This is a genomic window from Brucella pecoris, assembly GCF_006376675.1.
Taxonomy (GTDB): domain Bacteria; phylum Pseudomonadota; class Alphaproteobacteria; order Rhizobiales; family Rhizobiaceae; genus Brucella; species Brucella pecoris.
On sequence record NZ_VEWK01000004.1, the window covers coordinates 409,289 to 428,124 of the forward strand.

Genomic DNA, 18,836 nt, shown 5'->3' on the forward strand with positions numbered 1-18,836 from the left:
GCATGCTGGGGTCCCGCCAGCGGCGCCTGGCGGCGGCTCGGCCTTTTGAGCGCCCCGACACCGGACGGGACATGGCAAGAGGATTTAAGTCATGGCTGACTTTCGCAATATTCAGGCGCAGCAGAGGCCGGTAGGCGGCGCTCGTGCTGATGCAGGCATCGATCAGGGCCTGCGCAGCTATATGCTCGGCGTTTATAACATGATGGCTATCGGCTTGGCCGTTACCGGCCTTGCCGCATTTGCCGTTGCAGCACTCGCAACGACCACGGACCCGTCCGCAGCCGTCGCGCAGCTTGCTAACGGCAAGATGCTCACCGGTCTCGGTGTGGCGCTCTACACGTCCCCGCTTCGCTGGGTTGTGATGCTTGCGCCGCTCGCGGCAGTGTTCTTCCTGAGCTTCCGCATCGAGCGTCTTTCGGTCTCGACCGCTAACGCCGTCTTCTGGGGCTATGCAGCTCTCGTCGGCCTGTCGCTGTCGTCGATCTTCCTGGTCTTCACCGGCCAGAGCATCGTCCGCACCTTCTTCGTGACGGCTGCCTCCTTCGGTGCGCTGTCGCTCTACGGTTACACGACCAAGCGCGACCTGTCCGCCATGGGCTCGTTCCTGATGATGGGTCTGTTCGGCCTCATCATCGCATCGGTCGTCAACATCTTCCTCGGTTCCACCGCGCTGCAGTTCGCGATCTCGGTGATCGGCGTTCTGATCTTCGCAGGCCTCACCGCCTACGACACGCAGTCGATCAAGGAAATGTACTACGAAGGCGATTCTTCGGATACGCATGGTCGCAAGGTCGTCATGGGCGCGCTGCGTCTCTACCTCGACTTCATCAACATGTTCATGTTCCTGCTGCAGTTCATGGGTAATCGCGACTAATTGGCAGAAGAGCGACTGAATAAAAGGGCAGCGGAAACGCTGCCCTTTTTGCTTTTGTCCATATGATTGCTGATGCATGGTAGAAGCCTCATCAAAACACTTTACTCCGGTTCCTCCCATGCCCGTCATTCGTGATTTTCAGCCTGCCGATATCGAAACGATCACCGCAATCTATACGGAAGCCGTTCTGACCGGCGCCGGCTCCTATGAGATCGAGCCGCCGACAATGGACGAAATGGTGAAGCGTTTTGAAGCATTCGTGGAACAGGGCTTTCCGATCCTCGTCGCGGAGGAGGACGGCAGGGTTCTGGGCTATGCCTATGCGAGTTATTTCCGCGTCAGGCCTGCCTATCGCTGGCTTGCGGAGGATTCGATCTATATCGCTCCGGATGCGAAGGGAAAGGGCATCGGCAAGCTCCTCTTGCGCGAACTTATCGAGCGCATTTCCGCATTGGGGTTCCGGCAATTGCTGGCGATGATCGGCGACGGCGAACACAATATCGGTTCGGTCAAGCTGCATGAGAGCCTTGGCTTCACCCATTGTGGACGCATCGAAGGCTCCGGCTTCAAGCACGGACGCTGGCTCGACACAGTACTGATGCAATTGCCACTCAACGGTGGCCGCTCAATAGAGCCGGGAACGCCACCGCTTTCATGATCCTGTTAGAGTGCATCCCGAAAAGTGTGAAACGGTTTTCGGGATGCACGGTTCAAAACAAACATTTAGAGCGCCGATCTGATTCAATCAGATCGCAACGCGCTCTAATCGCTGCAGCGAAGGATCAGCTTTCCACGAGTTTGAGGCTCTTGTCGAACACGCGCCACACGCGCTCCAGCTCGTGGCCATCAACATGCGGCCAACGGTCAAAAAAGACGAGCGATCCGGTTGCATGGGGCGTTCGCGCGGCTGCCTGACAACCAAACCCATGCGCTTGTCATTGCGGATGGTCGCTCTATGCCGAATCGCCCGAATGTCCCTGCCGTCATTTCCCGGCTCTATAAGCAACGGAATGCCGCTGAGAGGCTTTTCAATAAACTCAAACACTTTCGCGCCGTGGCAGCCCGATACGAGAAACGTGATGACAATTTCCTCACATCAATTCGAATTTGGCTACGATCTTATGAGTCAACCGCCAAGATAATCTTTCTCGCGCAGGGATCACTACGGAGTCATTGCACAAGTCTGTCTGAATATAATAAATTTGAAAGTACTTATAGAATAGATGATCGTATTTACATTATTAACCTCATCCTATATTCATGGTACGGGTATCGTGGGGGTGTATATATTAGAAAATGAGAATATCAAAAAACAATTCTCCGTGGTTATCTATGTTTTTTGTTGCCGCGATATTTTTGGGTGATGTTTGGCTGGTCAAGATCACATTGCCGTTGAGTATGCTCATACTGCCGTTCATTCTATTCGATAGATCACAGCTCGGTTTCAAGCCTTTTCCAACGGCTGCAATACCGCTTTTATGCTTCGGGGCAATGATGGTGCTGCAGTGTGCTGTCTATCGCAACAACCCGGCATTCCGTCCCAGATCCGACATGGCAATATGGATGCCGCTGGTATATGCAGGCACAGCCATAATAGCGCTCCGCAATACCAAGATAACGGAAACCTCTTTGCTGCGTGCAATGTATTCAGGCGGTATGATTACCTCAATTATCATGCTCGGGATGATCAGTTTTGCACCAAGCAATCTGTTTCTTGTGCCAGGACAAAATGCAGCGCAAGTAGAGACAAGCTATGCGGAGTCCCTTAAAAAATCTCCGTCCCCGCAGGTTGTTGTGCAGGCTCAACCTCCACGGGCAGCGTCAAAGTCTGAATCTTCGCAGACGGCTGCGGATTCAACCGCGCTGACGAGCGTTTCTCAAGATGCGGCAATTGGTACTGCCGAAGATGACAACTTAACATCTGTAATCATCGAGGAGAAACCTGTAGCCCTTGCGGGCAGAGAAGAATTTTCTTCCGGAGCGGTCGATAAAGCATTCTACGACATTAAGAACAAATCCAAAAATTTTCTCGGGCAATCGAACTATATTGCCGTTTTTCTTGTCTTTCTATTTTCAGTTTCTCTTTTTTCCGGTTCTCCATTCATCGCCGGCTTTTTCGCGATTCTTACCATCATAACGCTTTCACGATTTGGAATGGTTTTTTTGCTTACAGTGACGGCGGTATATTTTTTACGGGCAGGGGTGAACCCCGTGATAGGAATTGCCACCGCAGGAGCCGCTATTTGCATTGGGATAATTGCGTTGTTCGTTTGGGGAGATTTACTGCCCCCTATACCCGGTACGGCATCAATGGCATCTCGAATCCAATACTGGCAGAGTGGGGTCGATGCACTTGGATTGCATACAATTATTGGAGCCCCCCGTTCCGTATCGCTCGTGGCGCTGGACCACAACATCACTTGGAATCCACATAATTCGGTTCTATGGATCGCGGTCAACTTCGGAATTATCGGCATTGCAGCTTATGTAGTGTACATTTGGATTATTATGAGAGAGCTTGGAAGCCGCGCTCGCCACTCCGAGATATGGATGGGAATTCTCATAGGTGTTGCGACAATTTTGATTTGGAGCCTCCTGGAGGCAATCATACTCACACCAGCTTTCGAGATACTTCTGGCCACACTGTACGTCTTGGCACATTCATCGCGAACGCTGGTTGAACACCGTTCCGATGCAATTGCCGCTCAATAGCGGACGTTCGATCGGACCGGGAGTGCCGACGCTTTCATGATCCTGTTGATCGATGCAGGGAGGATCAGCTTTCCACGAGTTTGAGGCTCTTGTCGAACACGCGCAGCACGCGCTCCAGCTCGTGGCCGCGCTTCATGATAAGCCCGCTTGCAGCGATGACCGAATAAGCACCCTGCTTCTGCGCCAGCTTTGGATTCTTTTCGATGCGGAAAAGCGGTACCTCACTTGTACGGCGAAAGATGGAAAACACGGCGCGGTCGCTCAGATGGTCGATGGCGTAATCGCGCCACACGCCGGAAGAGACCATGCGGCCGTAGATATTCAGGATTTTGCCGAGTTCATGCCGGTTGAAACTGATGGGAGCGGGTCGCGCATGGTCGAGAGGAACGACCTTTGGCGAAGCAGACGAGGGGGAAGGGGATGACAAATCCTCATTCGCTGCGCTTGACGTATCCATTTCCTTCCTTTCAGCCTTTTGCAGAGCGCAAGCCAAAACCAGTTCGTGTGCGCTCAAGAACAAATTGCGCGCAACCGGTAGGGATATTCGTCGATGGCGAGGAAGCGAACCCAACCGGCGCATGACAACAGGGTGATGCTTTTATGAAGCAATTTCAAGGGGAGCATTCTGCAGGCTGGTTTTGACGGTCAATTATTTTGCGGGAAAAGCCCCAATAAATAGGGATTAGCGGTGGTGTATTAGCTATTCACGAAAAGAGAATGTCTGTTTGCAATGGTGATTGTCGGCCACATTTTCGCCTTGTCAGCTTCGCATTCCAGCCTGATTATGGCTTCAGCATCTACACGTTGCCTGAGACGGTTCGGTTCGGGTATGTCCGACCCCAAGCCCCCCGCCCAAAGGACTGCCCGAGCCGAACCAACCTTTTCCAGCCTCCGCTGAACCAAGTTGCAACACTCGCCCAGAAGCCCAGCACGACATCAGCCCAAATGAAAATCTGTTCGATCCGATCGAAACGCATTTTTCGCTGTAAATTGCAGAAGAGCGACGAGGATCGCAGAAAGCTTAGAGGCCGATCGGCTTCTTCTGCTTGAACATAGCTGCACCATGGATGGGCCCGAGCGAATTGTCGTCACGCGTTTCCTGCAGCACCACCGCACAGCCTGAAACATCCTTACGCTTCAGTTCCGAAGCGGGGATTTCGATCTTCAATGGCTTGCCGTCCCACATGCCGATTGTATTGGTATCGCGGACAGTGTTGCGATAGGTGACAGCCTCACCGGCATTTTCACCTTCCGTGATGGGAATGGTCACCGAATCGCGGAAATAGAACAGCACGACATGCACAGGTGCCTTTGGCTTCTTGCCTGCGCCGATTTCGATGGACAGACGTCCATCATCGAGCTGCGTGATCGAAACCGGCACATCCAGCTTATTGGCCGCGATCTGCGCCTGAACGGCGCCGCTGTCGCGGCCGTTCACTTCCGCCGTTCCGTTGATGATCGCTTGCGGCGTATAGATCATGCGGGCGTTGAAGGAGTTGCGATAGGCGTTCTGCCGGTCGGTGTTCTCCTGGGTGGCAAGCGTATCGCGCCAACCCATATAATCCCAGTAATTGACGTGGAACGACAGCGCCAGAACATTGGGATCGTCGGCATATTTCGCGAAATTCTGGTCAGCCTGGGGGCAGGACTTACAGCCCTGGCTGGTGTAAAGCTCCAGAACCGCAGTTTTCTTGCCGTTGTCTTGCGCCTTGGCGAGCCCCTGCATGGAGATACAGCCGGTGAAAGCCAGCCCCAGAACGGCACAGATGCTACGCCAGCCGGGTAAATGTTCGCCGGTAAGCCATGGACCTGTCCCATAGAAAGGGGCGTGGAGTATCACTTCGTTTCATCCTGCAATAATTGTCGCTGACATCTATTATGTAAGAAGTCCTGCAATCAATAGGAATTCACGTTGCGGTGAGGCTTGAAGGCAAGTGTGTTTCATTTACTTTATACGAGAAGTAGGCCCTTGAAATGACGTATGGAATGCGACCGAACGCTTTCTGTAAATAAAAAGCCGCCGGAGAAATCCGGCGGCTTCTGATTTTTAAACCTGTGCCGATTAAGCGGCGAGGTCGCGCAGAACGGTCTGCAGGATGCCGCCGTTCTTCATGTAGTCGAGTTCGTCCAGCGTATCGATGCGGCAGATGAGCGGAACCTTCTTCACCGTGCCGTCGGCATAGGTGATGGAAGCTTCGACCTTTTGGCGCGGACGCACATCGGCAAGACCTTCGATGGTGACGATTTCGTCGCCCTTGAGGCCGAGCGTCTGCCAGCTTGTGCCTTCCTCGAAGACGAAAGGCACAATGCCCATGCCGACGAGGTTGGAACGGTGGATACGCTCGAAAGACTGCGCGATCACGGCCTTGACGCCGAGCAGGTTGGTGCCCTTGGCAGCCCAGTCACGCGAGGAACCGTTTCCGTATTCGACGCCTGCGAAGACGACGAGCGGAACGCCCTCGGCCTTGTACTGCATGGCAGCATCATAGATCGAGGTTTCTTCCTTCGACGGGTAGTGGATGGTGTAGCCGCCTTCACGTCCGTTTTCGCCCAGCATGTGGTTGCGGATACGGATGTTTGCGAAGGTGCCGCGCATCATCACTTCATGATTGCCGCGACGCGTACCGTACTGGTTGAAGTCGGCGACGCCGACGCCATGGTCGATAAGGTACTTACCGGCAGGCGACTGCGCCTTGATGGAACCGGCGGGCGAAATGTGGTCGGTCGTGATCTTGTCGCCAAAGAGACCCAGAATGCGGGCACCCTTGACGTCGCCGATCGTGCCGGCCGACTTGCCCATACCGACGAAGTAAGGCGGGTTCTGCACATAGGTCGAATCATCGTCCCATGCATAGGTCTGGCCCGCAGGAACCTGAACGGCCTGCCAGTTTTCGTCGCCCTTGAACACGTCCGCATACTTCTCCGAGAAGATCTTGCGGGTGACGTTCTTGGCGATGAATTCCTGGATCTCCTGAGAGGAAGGCCAGATGTCGCGCAGGAATACCGGGTTGCCGTCCTGATCTTCACCAAGCGGCTCCTTGGTCAGGTCCTTGGTAACCGTACCGGCAAGAGCGTGAGCGACGACGAGCGGCGGCGAAGCAAGGTAGTTTGCCTGCACGTCCGGCGAAACGCGGCCTTCGAAGTTACGGTTGCCGGACAGAACGGCAGCCGCGATCAGGCCCTTTTCGTTGATCGTCTTGGAGATCGGTGCAGGCAGCGGACCGGAATTGCCGATGCAGGTCGTGCAGCCGAAGCCGACGAGGTTGAAGCCGAGCGCATCGAGATCCTTCTGGAGGCCAGCGGATTCGAGATAGGCGGCAACCACCTGAGAGCCGGGAGCAAGTGACGTCTTGACCCAAGGCTTGGTCTTGAGGCCCTTGGCAACTGCGTTGCGGGCCAGAAGACCGGCCGCAATCAGCACGCTCGGGTTCGAGGTGTTGGTGCACGACGTGATGGCGGCAATCGCCACATCGCCATGGCCGAGGTCGTAGTCTTCGCCTTCAACGGCGTAACGTGCAGTCTGGCCGGTGGTCTTCTTGTATTCCGTTTCGAGCGAGGTTGCGAAGCCGGAACCGATGTTTTCCAGCGCAATGCGGCCTTCCGGACGCTTTGGACCAGCCATCGATGGAACGACGTCGCCCATGTCGAGTTCGAGAATGTCGGTGAAGACCGGATCGGCTGCACCCTTGTCACGCCACATGCCCTGCGCACGGCAATAAGCTTCGACCAGTTCGATGCGATGCTCGTCGCGGCCGGTGGTGTTCATGTAGTTCAACGTTTCGCGGTCAACCGGGAAGAAGCCGCAGGTCGCGCCATATTCCGGACCCATATTGGCAATGGTTGCGCGGTCGGCGAGCGTCATATTTTCGAGGCCTTCACCGAAGAATTCGACGAACTTGCCGACAACGCCCTTCTTGCGCAGCATCTGCGTGACGGTGAGAACGAGGTCGGTCGCGGTCACGCCTTCCTTGATCTTGCCGGTCAGGCGGAAGCCGATGACTTCTGGCAGAAGCATGGAAACCGGCTGGCCGAGCATGGCCGCTTCGGCTTCAATGCCGCCGACGCCCCAACCCAGAACGCCAAGGCCGTTGACCATGGTGGTGTGGCTGTCGGTGCCGACGCAGGTGTCGGGATAGGCAACGGTTTCGCCGTCTTCTTCCTTGGTCCAGACAGCCTGGGCCAGATATTCGAGGTTCACCTGATGGCAGATGCCGGTGCCCGGAGGAACAACGCGGAAGTTCTTGAATGCCTGCTGGCCCCACTTCAGGAAGCGGTAGCGTTCGCCGTTGCGCTGATATTCGAGGTCCACATTGGCCTTGAATGCACTTGGATTGCCGAATTCGTCGACGATGACCGAATGGTCGATGACGAGATCGACGGGAACGAGCGGGTTGATCTTTTCCGGATCGCCGCCGAGCGACTTGAGGCCGTCGCGCATGGCGGCAAGGTCAACGACGGCGGGAACGCCGGTGAAGTCCTGCATCAGCACGCGGGCCGGGCGGTAGGCAATTTCAGCGCCCGCAGAACCGCGGTCGTTCAGCCACTTGGCGACGGCTTCGATGTCCGACTTCTTGACGGAGCGGTCGTCCTCGAAGCGGAGCAGGTTCTCGAGCAGAACCTTCATGGAGAATGGAAGCTTGGAAACGCCTTCCAGGCCGTTCTTTTCGGCTTCGGTCAGGCTGTAATAGACGTAATCCTTACCGCCGACGGTAAGGGTTTTGCGACATTTGAAGCTGTCAATGTGTGACACTGCGTTCGTCCTTATGCTACTGGCCGGAAAACCAGGACGAACGCCTCTGCTGCGTTTCAAGGACGCGCCAAGGTGCGGGTGCAGTCATTTCCGCTGTCCGTCCCGATGCCTGCGTCCCTGAAGTCTTTGTCTTCATTGGCAACAGGTTGAGATCGGCCAAAAATGGTTTCCACGCCGACCGCTGGCATGGTAGCCCTCATATAGAGAGTTTTCTAAAACGATTCCAGACAGAATATCGTGAAATCGACCCCTTGCGGCGAAATGTTGCGATGCCTTCCTTAGATCTTTCCGGCGCTCCGGTTATATCGGTCTGGCAATTATCCATCGGGGCTTAGAGGGTTTAAAATGCGGCTTGAAGCCGAAAATCTGGCGGGGGAAAGAGGCGGCGAAACGATTTTCGCTGACCTGTCTTTTGCGCTCAGTGAAGGCGAGGCGCTGGTGGTGACCGGACCCAACGGCTCCGGCAAGTCCACGCTGCTGCGAATCATCTGCGGCCTGCTTCAACCCGAAGCGGGCAAGGTGGAACTCAGCGAGGACGGCACGGTTTTGCCGGTGCGCGCCGCCTGCCATTATCTCGGACACCAGAATGCGATGAAACCGGCGCTCAGCGTGCGTGAGAACCTGTCCTTCTGGCAGAAGTTCAACGGTGCCGCGCAAGCGGAGATCGATGAGGCGCTGGAGGCCGTCGATCTGCCCGGTGTGGAGCATCTGCCGTTCGGTTATCTGTCGACGGGGCAGAAGCGCCGCGTTTCCATCGCCAAGGTTCTGGTCAGTCATCGTCCGCTCTGGATTGTCGACGAGCCGACCGCTGGTCTCGACAAGGCGTCCGAAGCGCGTTTTGCAGAAATCATGCGCGGGCATATGCGGGAAGGCGGCATGATTGTCGCTGCAACGCATATTCCTCTTGGCCTTGAAGGCGTCAGCGCGCTCGACATGGCTGCTTACTCAGTCGAGGCTGCCTGATGCTGGCGCTTTTCCTGAGAGACCTGCGCCTCAGTTTCCGCGCCGGTGGCGGCGCGCTGATCGGCATATTGTTCTTCCTCGCGGTCATTGCCGTCATGCCATTCGGCGTCGGACCGGATCTCAACCTTCTGGCGCGCATTGGCCCCGCCATGCTGTGGATCGGTGCCCTGCTGGCAACGCTCCTCGGCCTCGACCGGCTGTTTCAGGCCGACCGGGAGGATGGTTCGCTTGATCTTCTGCTAATCGGCGCGGACAGCCATATGCTGGCTTTCACGGTTTTTGTGAAATGCGTGGCCCATTGGGTGGCAAGCGTGCTGCCGCTGGTGATCGCATCGCCGATGCTGGGCCTGTTCATGAACATGGATGCGTCGGCAATCGGCGCGACATCGCTGACGCTTCTGGTGGGAACGCCCGCCATCGCTTTCATCGGCGCGGTGGGTGCGGCGCTTGCAGTGGCGCTGCCGCGTGGCGGATTGCTGGTGTCGGTGATCGTGCTGCCGCTCACCATTCCGGTGCTCATTTTCGGTGTATCAGCTTCGCATGGAGCGACAGTAGACAATGCGCCTTTTCTGGCGCCATTCCTTATTCTTGCAGCACTCACCCTGTTCTTTGCCGTTCTCGGGCCTCTGGCCGCGAGCGCAGCGCTGAAAAGTTCGGCAGACTAAAAAAGCTCGGCGGATTGACGCAGTTGATTACGGTCAATTGAATGGCACGGGGGCGGAAGGTAAGTATAGGCCATGGAAAAAGACATGACCAAAGACGCCATAAAAACCACGAGCTGGCTCGATCTGGCCAATCCCACGCGATTCCTTGCCTTTGCGGGCAAGCTATTGCCATGGCTGGCCGGGCTTTCGGTGCTGTTTTTGGCGGCTGGCCTCTATATGGTCTTCTTCCTGTCGCCGGAGGACTACCAGCAGGGCATGACGGTCCGCATCATGTATATTCATGTGCCTTTCGCATGGCTTTCCATGATGTGCTATTCGATCATGGCAGTTTCGGCGCTGGGCACGCTGGTCTGGCGGCATCCGCTGGCCGACGTCTCGATCCGCGCAGCCGCCCCCCTGGGTGCGGTCTTCACCGCGCTAGCGCTTGCCACCGGTTCGTTGTGGGGCAAGCCGATGTGGGGTACGTGGTGGGTGTGGGATGCGCGGTTGACCTCGGTTTTCGTGCTGTTCCTGATGTATCTCGGCATTATCGCGCTGTCGCGTGCGATGGACGATCCGGCAAAAAGCGCCAGGCCTGTGGCTGTGCTTACGCTGGTCGGCTTCATCAATATCCCGATCATCAAATTCTCTGTCGACTGGTGGAACACGCTGCACCAGCCCGCGTCCGTTTTCCGCATGGACGGCCCCACCATCGATGCATCGATGCTGCGTCCGCTTTTCGTGATGGCTATCGGCTTTTCGCTTCTGTTCTTCACCCTGCACATGATGGCCATGCGCAATGAAATCTGGCGCCGCCGTGTGGCGTCGATGAAAAAGCTTGCCGCACGCAATGCCGACCGCAATCGTAAGACACAGGAGGGCGCGATATGAACCATCTCGGCTTTGTTCTCGCCTCCTATGGCATCACGGTCGCCGCACTTGTCGTCACCATTGGCTGGATATTGATCGATCAGCGTATCCAGAAAAACGAATTGAAGCGGCTTGAAGCGCAGGGTGTGCGCCGCCGTTCTGCAAAAACCCCCGGTAAAACACAATGACCGAAACGACCGAGAAGCCCGTCGCGCCGAAAAAGCGCTCCACATGGGTTGCCCTGCTGCCGCTGGCGATTTTCGTCGGACTGGCGGCGGTGTTTGCGGTCCAGCTTCTGTCGGGCAAGGACAATACGACGATACCTTCCGCGCTGATCGGCAAACAGGCGCCGCAGACGAACCTACCGCCCGTCGAGGGGCTGGTGCGTGATGGCGCGCCTGTTCCCGGCCTCAACAGCGATGATTTTAAGGGCAAGCTGACACTGGTGAATGTCTGGGGATCGTGGTGCGTTCCCTGTCGTCAGGAACACCCGCTTTTGATGGAAATCGCCAAGGACGAGCGCCTCCGCGTGGTTGGCCTCAATTACAAGGACCAGCCGGAAAATGCGCGCCGTTTCCTCGGCGATCTCGGCAATCCCTTTGCAGCAGTCGGTGCCGACCGCGCCGGGCGCTCAGCCATCGAATGGGGCGTCTACGGCGTGCCGGAAACCTTCCTCGTCGATGAGACAGGCAAGATCGTCTACAAGCATGTCGGCCCGTTTACGCCGGAGTCGGTGAAGAACGATCTGATGCCTGCGGTGGAGAGGGTCCTTCAGTAATAAAGCCGCCCCTAAAGTGTCATGACTTAAGGGGGGAACACGGACGTTGATACGCCGCTCTTTCCCTCATCCTGAGGAGCTGTTGGAAACAGCGTCTCGAAGGGCTGAGGGAAATGCACAGGTCGCCGCGCTCGTCCTTCGAGAGGGTTCCCCTCGCAGGCTCAGGGCCCCCCTCCTCAGGATGAGGGCAGACGCAACAGGTTTACGACGATGCAAAAATGAAAAAGCCCCGCATGTGCGGGGCTTTTGCTTTTTTCATATTAGATCAATCCGGCAGTTTCCGCACCGCGCCCTTGGCAGCACTGGTTGCCATCGAAGCATAGGCCTTCAGCGCGGTGGAAATCTTGCGCTTGCGTGTCTCCGCAGGCTTCCAGCCGGTTGCATCCTGCTCGGCGCGGCGTTCTGCCAGCGTTGCATCGTCAACAGCCAGATGGATCTTGCGGTTCGGAATGTCGATATCGATGATATCGCCTTCGCGCACCAGACCGATCGTGCCGCCTTCGGCTGCTTCCGGCGAAACGTGGCCGATCGAGAGGCCCGAAGAGCCGCCCGAAAAACGTCCGTCGGTGATGAGCGCGCAGGCTTTGCCGAGGCCCTTCGACTTCAGATAGCTGGTCGGGTAGAGCATTTCCTGCATGCCGGGGCCGCCGCGCGGACCTTCATAGCGGATCAGCACAATGTCGCCAGCCTTGATCTTGCCGTTCAAAATGCCGAGCACGGCAGAATCCTGGCTTTCAAAGATGCGGGCAGGGCCGGAGAATTTCAGGATGGAATCGTCCACGCCTGCCGTCTTCACGATGCAGCCATCTTCGGCCAGATTGCCGTACAGCACGGCTAGACCGCCATCCTGACTGAATGCATGTTCCTTGGAACGGATGACGCCCTTTTCACGGTCGGCATCGACGCTGTCAAAGCGGCGTTCCTGGCTGAAGGCAACCTGTGTCGGTACGCCGCCGGGGGCCGCCGAATAGAACTTGTGCACCATTTCGCTGCTGGTTCGGGTCACGTCCCAATGATCGAGCGCCTTGGCAACTGTTTCGCTGTGTACGGTCGGCAGATCGGTATTGATCAGGCCTGCCTTTTCGAGCTGGCCCAGAATACCCATGATGCCGCCTGCGCGGTGCACATCTTCCATATGGACATTGGCGACGGCAGGCGCGACCTTGCAGAGAACCGGCACGCGACGCGAGAGGCGGTCGATGTCGGCCATGGTGAAGTCGATCTCGGCTTCCTGCGCGGCTGCAAGCAGATGCAGAACCGTATTGGTCGAGCCGCCCATGGCGATATCGAGCGTCATGGCGTTTTCGAAGGCCGGGAAGCTTGCAATCGAGCGCGGCAGCACGCTTTCGTCATCCTGCTCGTAATAACGGCGGGCGAGATCGACGACCAGATGACCGGCTTCGACGAAGAGGCGCTTGCGGTCGGCATGGGTTGCGAGCGTCGAACCGTTGCCCGGCAGCGACAGGCCAAGCGCTTCGGTGAGGCAGTTCATCGAATTCGCGGTAAACATGCCCGAGCACGAACCACAGGTCGGGCAAGCCGAGCGCTCGATGGCCTTGACCTGATCGTCGGTGTAGCTGTCGTCAGCGGCTGCAACCATCGCATCGACGAGGTCGAGCTTCTTGACCTGATCGTCCCAGACAACCTTGCCCGCTTCCATCGGACCGCCGGAAACGAACACGACCGGAATATTGAGGCGCAGAGCGGCCATCAGCATGCCAGGGGTGATCTTGTCGCAATTGGAGATGCAGACCATCGCATCGGCGCAATGGGCATTGACCATATATTCGACCGAGTCGGCGATGAGTTCACGTGATGGCAGCGAATACAGCATGCCGTCATGCCCCATGGCGATACCGTCATCGACCGCGATGGTATTGAATTCCTTGGCGACGCCGCCAGCGCTTTCGATTTCGCGCGCGACGAGCTGGCCGAGATCCTTGAGGTGAACGTGACCGGGCACGAACTGCGTGAACGAGTTCACCACAGCAATAATCGGCTTGCCGAAATCCTCATCCTTCATGCCGGTGGCGCGCCATAGGCCGCGCGCACCCGCCATATTGCGGCCGTGGGTGGTTGTTCGCGAACGATAAGGAGGCATTTTCAAACCTTTTAGGAACTATTCTAATTGTAACCGTTATGACAGAACCGTTTCCGCAGAGCAAAGCGCAATTTGCCCCATATCGCCCGGTATTTTCGGGAGGGGCGGGACCGTTTGCAGTCATGCGGACAACGGAAAGGGTTCCGGCGCGCGACGATTTTCGCAGGCGCAGACAAGGCAAACTAGCACATTATTGTTATAATGCAAAAGATTTCGCACTGAAAACGTAAGGAAGTTGCTCGGCGTTGGAGCGCATCCCGAAAAGTGTGAAACGGTTTTCGGAACAAGATGCGCGAAAAACAAAAAGACAGAGCATTTCCAATGATTCAATCAAAACAGGAAATGCTCTAAGACGAGGCACCGGCCATGGCGGTGTCGAGCAGGGCGTTGGCCGTCTTCATCCGCTGTTCTGCAGCGGGGCGAAACTCTTCCGGCAGGCGGTCTGGATGATTGCTGGCGGCAAAGTTGCGGCGCCTGCGCTGAAGTTCGGCACGTTTCAAGCCCGGCTGCAAGTCCAGCTCGTGGCGGATCGCATCCGGTGACTGTTTCTCCATGCGCGTGGCCAGCTCCTGTCTTTCCTGTTCAGGCTCGATTACGGTCTCTGGCAAGCTTTCAATGTCGAACAGGTTTTCCAGGTCGTCCGGCTGGCAGGACACCGGTGGTGCATCGCCGAGGCTCGCGGACAAGATCGCGGATGCAAACCCGAATTGCGGTCGGCGGATGTCGTCCGCCGGGCCTGCATCAGCCTCGACTTCCTTCAGAACCGTTGCGAAATCGGGAAATGTCGACTGCATCCTGCCTCGTCAAACCACTTGCGAAATGAGGGCGGAAGCCAGTGTGCGTGTCAGCACGGATGGCGGGATCGGCTTCTGGAAAACGGGCACTTCCGGATAGCGGGCCGCCAGACGGGCAGGCAATCCGCCGCCGGTGTGGATGACCACGAAGACATTTCGGCTCTTCAGCCGGTCCAGCACAGCTTCCACATCACCATCGGCAAGGTTCACATCGAGAATGGCGGCGTCGACTTCATTGCGATTGATGATATCTATCGCTTGCCGGACGGTGCCGACCGGACCGAGAACGGTTCCGTTCGCATCCTCGACAGTCGCGGCGACATCGAGGGCGACGAAAATCTCGTCTTCCACCACCAATACCCGCCGCTGTTCAAGATCGTTCATCACTTGTCTCGCTGCCTCCCTTTTTGAGGTAAGCCCTTCACGCAAGAAATGCGCGAGCGCAAGCAGAGGTTCCCATCGCCGGCATGATAATTCGTTAATGGTGAATCAAACCTTTACCGGTTTTGGGGGTGATGTCAGAAGGCGGTGAAGGTCAATGTCGTCAGCGAGCGGATGATATTGGGAATGTTGAGAACATTCTCGTTGATGAACTTGCCGATATCCTGATCCTCGGCGATGTAGATCTTGGCCAGAAGGTCGAATTCGCCGCTGGTGGAATAGAGCTCGGAGACGATTTCGCGCTGAAAGAGCGTATCGGCAACCTCATAGGTCTTGCCGGGGGCGCACTGCAGTTGCAGGAAAACGGGCTTCATATCTCTTCCTTTCGCGACGGGACTGCGTGGTGCATATGATAGCGCATATCACGCCAATGTTTGCAGGTTACAAACACGGACGGCCCGATGAAATCAAGAGCGAAAGCGCGGCGTATTGCAGTGTCCCGTCTTGCAGTCCTGCCCGGCACGCATGGCAGGTTCACAAAACGTTTTAATTTACTCAATTGTAATTTCCTTGAGAGGACGCAATAAGACTTCTCCCAGAAATTGTAATTTGCGCGTCCGATTTATATGAAGTTCGTACTTCCCGCCGTTCTGCTGCTGTTCTCGCTCGCCTTTTTCACGGCGTGGTTTTCCGATCGCGGGCGACGCTTTCTTGTGTCCTGCGGCGCGTGTTTCCTGCTGATCGGCCTCGCAATGCTGGTCCAGCTCGGCAATTTTCCTGCGGATGACAGGCTGAATACTGTGCTTTCAGCGGCATTTTATGTCGGCGGCACACTGGGTGGGGGCTATGGCATTCTGCAGCGCAGCGCTCTGCGCCTTACATCCGCCTTCTACATATTGAGCTTCGCGCTCATCGTCGGCGGCGTCTGGTATTATTGCTATATCGAGCCAAATCTTCTGTCGCGGGTCTATGTGCTCAATCTCGGCATGGCCACGCTGATCCTTTCCTTCGCATGGCAGGCACGACGCCTGTTCAGGGGTGCGTTGGTCGACAAACTGCTGCTGGTCATGCTCGTTCTGGTGGCATTGCAATTCGTGCCACGCACGCTTCTCACCGCTCGCTCCCTGCTCGGGGAGGTCGACGGCGAAAACTTCGCAATGACGGTGTTCTGGCAATGGACGGTGTTTTCCACCGCGGTCGCCGCAGTGCTCACCGGCTTCGCTTTGCTGGCCGCAGCCGGTTATGATCGTATCGGCGAGCTATCGCATGAACGTGACAGCGATCCCTTGACGGGGCTTCTCAACCGGCGTGGGCTGGAAAAGCGTTACATAGCGTTTTCGCAGGCGAGAAAGGGCGTACCGGGCTGGGTCGCTGTTTGTGATATCGATTACTTCAAGGCATTGAACGATGCCTATGGCCACGCGGCGGGCGACACCGTCTTGAAGGAATTCGCCGGAATACTGCGCAAGCTCATCGGGGAACGACCGCTGATCGCCCGCACCGGCGGCGAGGAATTTGTGATCTGTCTTGACGATATGCATGCCGACAATGTTATGCAGCTTCTGGAAGGGGTGCGGCAGAATATCGAGAGACATCGGTTCCAGCGCCTTTCGAAGGAAGCCAGCGTCACATGCAGCATCGGCTGCGTTCGTCTGCCGGAGCAGGGCGATTTCTGGCAGACGGTCGATAAGGCCGATAAAATCCTCTATGCCGCCAAGAAAGAAGGGCGCAACCGGACTTATGTGGAAGGGGTGAGCCCGAACGGCGACGATTAGTCTATGAGTAGGGACGAATTTTGGGGATGGCGGTTTTTACGGTTGGTCTTCGATAACTTTCCGGTGATGATCCGTACATTGCCGCAAATCATGCTTATTATCGCCGCCGATAATGTGAGTACCGAGGAGTTCCCGAAAGTCCGATGAAATTCATGTCCGTTATGTTGCCTGCGTCCGCTGTTGTCGGTTTCATGTTGCTTAGCTTGGCGGTTTCCCCGTCTTTCGCGATGAATGCCTCTGAAAAAGCCCAGCTTGAGAAACTCGATCCGGCAACCCGTCTGGAGCAGCGTTGCGATGTGGAAGCCATGGAACGCATCACGCGGGAACAGAACAAGTTTTCGGTCGACAAGGTTTTGGCTTATGCCTTCTCCGATCCGGTGACCAAGAAAAACTCCATCAAGGCGGATGGCGCCGCTTTCCGCAGCCGCGAGCACTGGTACAAGTTGTCCTTCGTCTGCAAGACGGATGAGGAACACATCAATATCGTTTCGTTTCGTTACGATATCGGCGATGAAGTGCCGCAGAACCAGTGGGACAAGCATTACCTCGTCCCATAACAGGATTTCTATTCTTCCTGATCGTCCGAACGGCAGGCCGAAAGCAGCGTCACTTCCTTGGCAGTGTGATCGGCTTCGAGGTGGCTCAGCACGGCTTGACCGTCCTTATCGTTCCAGCGGTAGCTGTCCTGCTCATCGATGGCGACATATTTCTTGAGATTGTCGTGCCATTGCAGCGCGATCATTTTGCCTTCGGCGTCGAGAACTGCAAAGCCGGGGCCGCTGCCGTTGCGAATATAGGTGACAGGCACGACGACGCCGCGTTCGCAAATGTAATCGACCCTTTCAATGGTGTTCGTCTGGGAGCTCTGCGCTGACGCCGACAATGCGGAAGCCAGCGTCAAACCCGCTGTCATCATTGGTAAGACGTAAAATTTGCCTGTGCTGTATGCCATGATTGAAAATCCTTTGGTCAGCCAATTCAGCATCTTGAAGATATCCCTTCGCGACAAGGGTTCAAGACCGGATGGATTGTCTTGGTTAATCACTGAAGGTGCCCGAAAAAAGATTGTCGACCAGCCGATTTCCTGCAACCGAAACAGGTTTCGCCCGTTGTTAGCCTGCCAGTCGCGAGATTGTCGCGAGACTGGCCGAGGCCCGGATGAATACTTGCCCCCCGCAACCCCCGTCCGGGCCTCACTTTTTAGGGGGCGGAATAAATATTTCTAAAATTATTGGGGTTGTTTCTGCGTAGAAACAGCGATTAGATCATATGAAGCTCAATTTAACAAAAATTTATATTAAAGTCCGGTGATTATATATGACGCTTAATCTTATCGTAGCCCTAGTTGTTATCGGTTTACTCCTGTTACATTTCAAATGGCGTAAGACAGGGGTCGCTCTTATCGGCCTCGCCGTCATTTTTTATGGTGCGATTGCTTCGGCAATTCTCCCCGATTATTTGATGGACCGGCTGCAATCTTCCTATTCATCGCAATTGCAAACGCAGCTTGAAGACAATACCGCGTTCATCGTCTTTGGGATGGGAACGCAGGCCATCAATGAGCGCGGCCAGAAAATGGTCGAACCGCTTGCCTTCTCCTATGGGCCGATCCTGGCGGCTGTCGCCATGAACCATCAGTGTGTCGAGAAAGGTTTTGGCTGCAAGTTCATCACCAGCGGTGCCGATGTGGCCGGAACGGGCGTTTCCGAGGCCGAGTCGATCGCTATGCAGCTCGAAAAGGCGGGCGTCGATCCGGCTTCCATCCTGCTTGACGACAAGAGCCGCAACACCTGGCAGAATTCCAAGAACACGGCTGCGATCCTGCGCGAGATCAAACCGGTGAAGGTCGTTCTGCTGCAGGCTGCGCCGATGATGACCCGTGATCTTCTCTACCTGGCGCATTTCGGCGTAAAGCCTGACCCGGTCGCAACCGGTTATCTGACCGGATCTCATACCAATATGTCTTCGCCCAGCCTGTATTTCCTGGCGACCGATCTGGCGCTTCACGAGGAAATCGGGGTCCTGCGTTACGTAGTCTATAATTTCATGGGCTGGAACGAGCCGAAACAGCCTCCGCTCGAACCGGGGCCAGCTACGGATAGCGCCCCTGTCGGAACAACACCTTCCGTCGAGCCCGTGCCGGCCCAGTGAGTTAGAGCATAATCCGACCGGAATGAAACGAAGGCGATCAAGA

The 18,836-nt window shown here is 56.3% G+C and carries 19 protein-coding genes; 11 read left to right on the plus strand and 8 right to left on the minus strand.

Going from position 1 to position 18,836, the window contains the following annotated elements; all coding sequences use genetic code 11:
• Positions 1–91: 91 nt before the first annotated feature.
• The 3 genes from FIB18_RS10950 (at position 92) to FIB18_RS24815 (ending at position 3,586) form a co-directional block, all read left to right on the plus strand.
• Entirely contained in the window at positions 92–874 is a 783-nt protein-coding gene (locus tag FIB18_RS10950; RefSeq protein WP_061344779.1) for a Bax inhibitor-1/YccA family protein, read from the plus strand.
• Between the two features lie 118 nt (positions 875–992).
• Positions 993–1,532 (plus strand): GNAT family N-acetyltransferase, encoded by a 540-nt coding sequence (locus FIB18_RS10955; protein ID WP_140020723.1) that lies wholly within the window; start codon positions 993–995, stop codon positions 1,530–1,532.
• Between the two features lie 674 nt (positions 1,533–2,206).
• Entirely contained in the window at positions 2,207–3,586 is a 1,380-nt protein-coding gene (locus FIB18_RS24815; protein ID WP_158295703.1) for an O-antigen ligase family protein, read from the plus strand.
• Between the two features lie 64 nt (positions 3,587–3,650).
• On the opposite strand, the gene FIB18_RS10975 is transcribed toward FIB18_RS24815, so the two are convergent.
• The 3 genes from FIB18_RS10975 to acnA all read right to left on the minus strand — a co-directional run bounded on the left by FIB18_RS10975 (position 3,651) and on the right by acnA (position 8,336).
• Complete coding sequence (locus FIB18_RS10975) at positions 3,651–4,043, minus strand: DUF2794 domain-containing protein (RefSeq protein ID WP_140020726.1); 393 nt, start codon at positions 4,041–4,043, stop codon at positions 3,651–3,653.
• Between the two features lie 564 nt (positions 4,044–4,607).
• Positions 4,608–5,342 carry a DUF1223 domain-containing protein gene (locus tag FIB18_RS10980; protein ID WP_140020777.1) on the minus strand — a complete coding sequence of 245 codons (735 nt, stop codon included), beginning with the start codon at positions 5,340–5,342 and terminating at the stop codon, positions 4,608–4,610.
• A 306-nt stretch (positions 5,343–5,648) separates the two neighbouring features.
• A complete protein-coding gene (acnA, locus tag FIB18_RS10985) occupies positions 5,649–8,336 on the minus strand; it encodes an aconitate hydratase AcnA (protein ID WP_140020727.1) in 2,688 nt (895 codons plus the stop codon).
• Between the two features lie 345 nt (positions 8,337–8,681).
• On the opposite strand from acnA, the gene ccmA reads away from it, so the two are divergent.
• The 5 genes from ccmA (at position 8,682) to FIB18_RS11015 (ending at position 11,591) form a co-directional block, all read left to right on the plus strand.
• The gene (gene ccmA, locus FIB18_RS10995) at positions 8,682–9,299 is read left to right on the plus strand and encodes a heme ABC exporter ATP-binding protein CcmA (protein WP_140020728.1); all 618 of its coding nucleotides are present in this window, start codon (positions 8,682–8,684) and stop codon (positions 9,297–9,299) included.
• On the plus strand, positions 9,299–9,964 hold the full coding sequence (gene ccmB / locus FIB18_RS11000; protein ID WP_140020729.1) for a heme exporter protein CcmB: 666 nt from the start codon (positions 9,299–9,301) through the stop codon (positions 9,962–9,964). The genes ccmA and ccmB overlap by 1 nt, the downstream gene beginning before the upstream one ends.
• 84 nt (positions 9,965–10,048) lie before the next feature.
• On the plus strand, positions 10,049–10,834 hold the full coding sequence (locus tag FIB18_RS11005) for a heme ABC transporter permease (protein WP_174977415.1): 786 nt from the start codon (positions 10,049–10,051) through the stop codon (positions 10,832–10,834).
• Complete coding sequence (gene ccmD / locus FIB18_RS11010; RefSeq protein WP_140020731.1) at positions 10,831–11,001, plus strand: heme exporter protein CcmD; 171 nt, start codon at positions 10,831–10,833, stop codon at positions 10,999–11,001. Before FIB18_RS11005 ends, ccmD begins: the two co-directional genes overlap by 4 nt.
• Positions 10,998–11,591 (plus strand): DsbE family thiol:disulfide interchange protein, encoded by a 594-nt coding sequence (locus tag FIB18_RS11015; RefSeq protein WP_140020732.1) that lies wholly within the window; start codon positions 10,998–11,000, stop codon positions 11,589–11,591. Before ccmD ends, FIB18_RS11015 begins: the two co-directional genes overlap by 4 nt.
• A gap of 265 nt (positions 11,592–11,856) precedes the next feature.
• On the opposite strand, the gene ilvD is transcribed toward FIB18_RS11015, so the two are convergent.
• From ilvD to FIB18_RS11035, 4 genes are all read right to left on the minus strand, one after another.
• Positions 11,857–13,692 (minus strand): dihydroxy-acid dehydratase, encoded by a 1,836-nt coding sequence (ilvD, locus tag FIB18_RS11020; protein WP_140020733.1) that lies wholly within the window; start codon positions 13,690–13,692, stop codon positions 11,857–11,859.
• A gap of 347 nt (positions 13,693–14,039) precedes the next feature.
• Positions 14,040–14,486, minus strand: a complete 447-nt coding sequence (locus FIB18_RS11025) for a hypothetical protein (protein WP_140020734.1) — start codon at positions 14,484–14,486, stop codon at positions 14,040–14,042.
• Positions 14,487–14,495: 9 nt separating this feature from the next.
• A complete protein-coding gene (locus tag FIB18_RS11030) occupies positions 14,496–14,870 on the minus strand; it encodes a response regulator (RefSeq protein WP_140020735.1) in 375 nt (124 codons plus the stop codon).
• Positions 14,871–15,004: 134 nt separating this feature from the next.
• The gene (locus FIB18_RS11035) at positions 15,005–15,241 is read right to left on the minus strand and encodes an Lrp/AsnC ligand binding domain-containing protein (RefSeq protein ID WP_010657951.1); all 237 of its coding nucleotides are present in this window, start codon (positions 15,239–15,241) and stop codon (positions 15,005–15,007) included.
• 252 nt (positions 15,242–15,493) lie between these two features.
• Between FIB18_RS11035 and FIB18_RS11040 the strand changes: the two genes are divergently transcribed.
• A complete protein-coding gene (locus FIB18_RS11040) occupies positions 15,494–16,642 on the plus strand; it encodes a GGDEF domain-containing protein (RefSeq protein WP_140020736.1) in 1,149 nt (382 codons plus the stop codon).
• A gap of 161 nt (positions 16,643–16,803) precedes the next feature.
• Positions 16,804–17,199: a DUF930 domain-containing protein gene (locus FIB18_RS11045; protein ID WP_407921855.1), complete on the plus strand. Its 396-nt coding sequence runs from the start codon at positions 16,804–16,806 to the stop codon at positions 17,197–17,199.
• 8 nt (positions 17,200–17,207) lie between these two features.
• Here FIB18_RS11045 and FIB18_RS11050 read toward each other — a convergent pair whose 3' ends face one another.
• The gene (locus FIB18_RS11050) at positions 17,208–17,594 is read right to left on the minus strand and encodes a lysozyme inhibitor (protein ID WP_235894872.1); all 387 of its coding nucleotides are present in this window, start codon (positions 17,592–17,594) and stop codon (positions 17,208–17,210) included.
• Between the two features lie 365 nt (positions 17,595–17,959).
• On the opposite strand from FIB18_RS11050, the gene FIB18_RS11055 reads away from it, so the two are divergent.
• Entirely contained in the window at positions 17,960–18,793 is an 834-nt protein-coding gene (locus tag FIB18_RS11055; protein ID WP_140020738.1) for a YdcF family protein, read from the plus strand.
• Positions 18,794–18,836: the final 43 nt, after the last annotated feature.

Bases quoted from the DNA above. Each gene is read 5' to 3' on its own strand.
- FIB18_RS24815 (WP_158295703.1), top strand. From the start codon at position 2,207: ATGTTTTTTGTTGCCGCGATATTTTTGGGTGATGTTTGGCTGGTCAAG.
- FIB18_RS11015 (WP_140020732.1), top strand. From the start codon at position 10,998: ATGACCGAAACGACCGAGAAGCCCGTCGCGCCGAAAAAGCGCTCCACA.
- ccmA (WP_140020728.1), top strand. From the start codon at position 8,682: ATGCGGCTTGAAGCCGAAAATCTGGCGGGGGAAAGAGGCGGCGAAACG.
- FIB18_RS10950 (WP_061344779.1), top strand. From the start codon at position 92: ATGGCTGACTTTCGCAATATTCAGGCGCAGCAGAGGCCGGTAGGCGGC.
- FIB18_RS11045 (WP_407921855.1), top strand. From the start codon at position 16,804: ATGTTGCCTGCGTCCGCTGTTGTCGGTTTCATGTTGCTTAGCTTGGCG.
- FIB18_RS11040 (WP_140020736.1), top strand. From the start codon at position 15,494: ATGAAGTTCGTACTTCCCGCCGTTCTGCTGCTGTTCTCGCTCGCCTTT.
- FIB18_RS11025 (WP_140020734.1), bottom strand. From the start codon at position 14,486: ATGCAGTCGACATTTCCCGATTTCGCAACGGTTCTGAAGGAAGTCGAG.
- ilvD (WP_140020733.1), bottom strand. From the start codon at position 13,692: ATGCCTCCTTATCGTTCGCGAACAACCACCCACGGCCGCAATATGGCG.
- FIB18_RS10955 (WP_140020723.1), top strand. From the start codon at position 993: ATGCCCGTCATTCGTGATTTTCAGCCTGCCGATATCGAAACGATCACC.
- ccmD (WP_140020731.1), top strand. From the start codon at position 10,831: ATGAACCATCTCGGCTTTGTTCTCGCCTCCTATGGCATCACGGTCGCC.
- FIB18_RS11005 (WP_174977415.1), top strand. From the start codon at position 10,049: ATGACCAAAGACGCCATAAAAACCACGAGCTGGCTCGATCTGGCCAAT.
- FIB18_RS11035 (WP_010657951.1), bottom strand. From the start codon at position 15,241: ATGAAGCCCGTTTTCCTGCAACTGCAGTGCGCCCCCGGCAAGACCTAT.
- FIB18_RS11050 (WP_235894872.1), bottom strand. From the start codon at position 17,594: ATGGCATACAGCACAGGCAAATTTTACGTCTTACCAATGATGACAGCG.
- ccmB (WP_140020729.1), top strand. From the start codon at position 9,299: ATGCTGGCGCTTTTCCTGAGAGACCTGCGCCTCAGTTTCCGCGCCGGT.
- FIB18_RS11055 (WP_140020738.1), top strand. From the start codon at position 17,960: ATGACGCTTAATCTTATCGTAGCCCTAGTTGTTATCGGTTTACTCCTG.
- FIB18_RS11030 (WP_140020735.1), bottom strand. From the start codon at position 14,870: ATGAACGATCTTGAACAGCGGCGGGTATTGGTGGTGGAAGACGAGATT.
- FIB18_RS10975 (WP_140020726.1), bottom strand. From the start codon at position 4,043: ATGGATACGTCAAGCGCAGCGAATGAGGATTTGTCATCCCCTTCCCCC.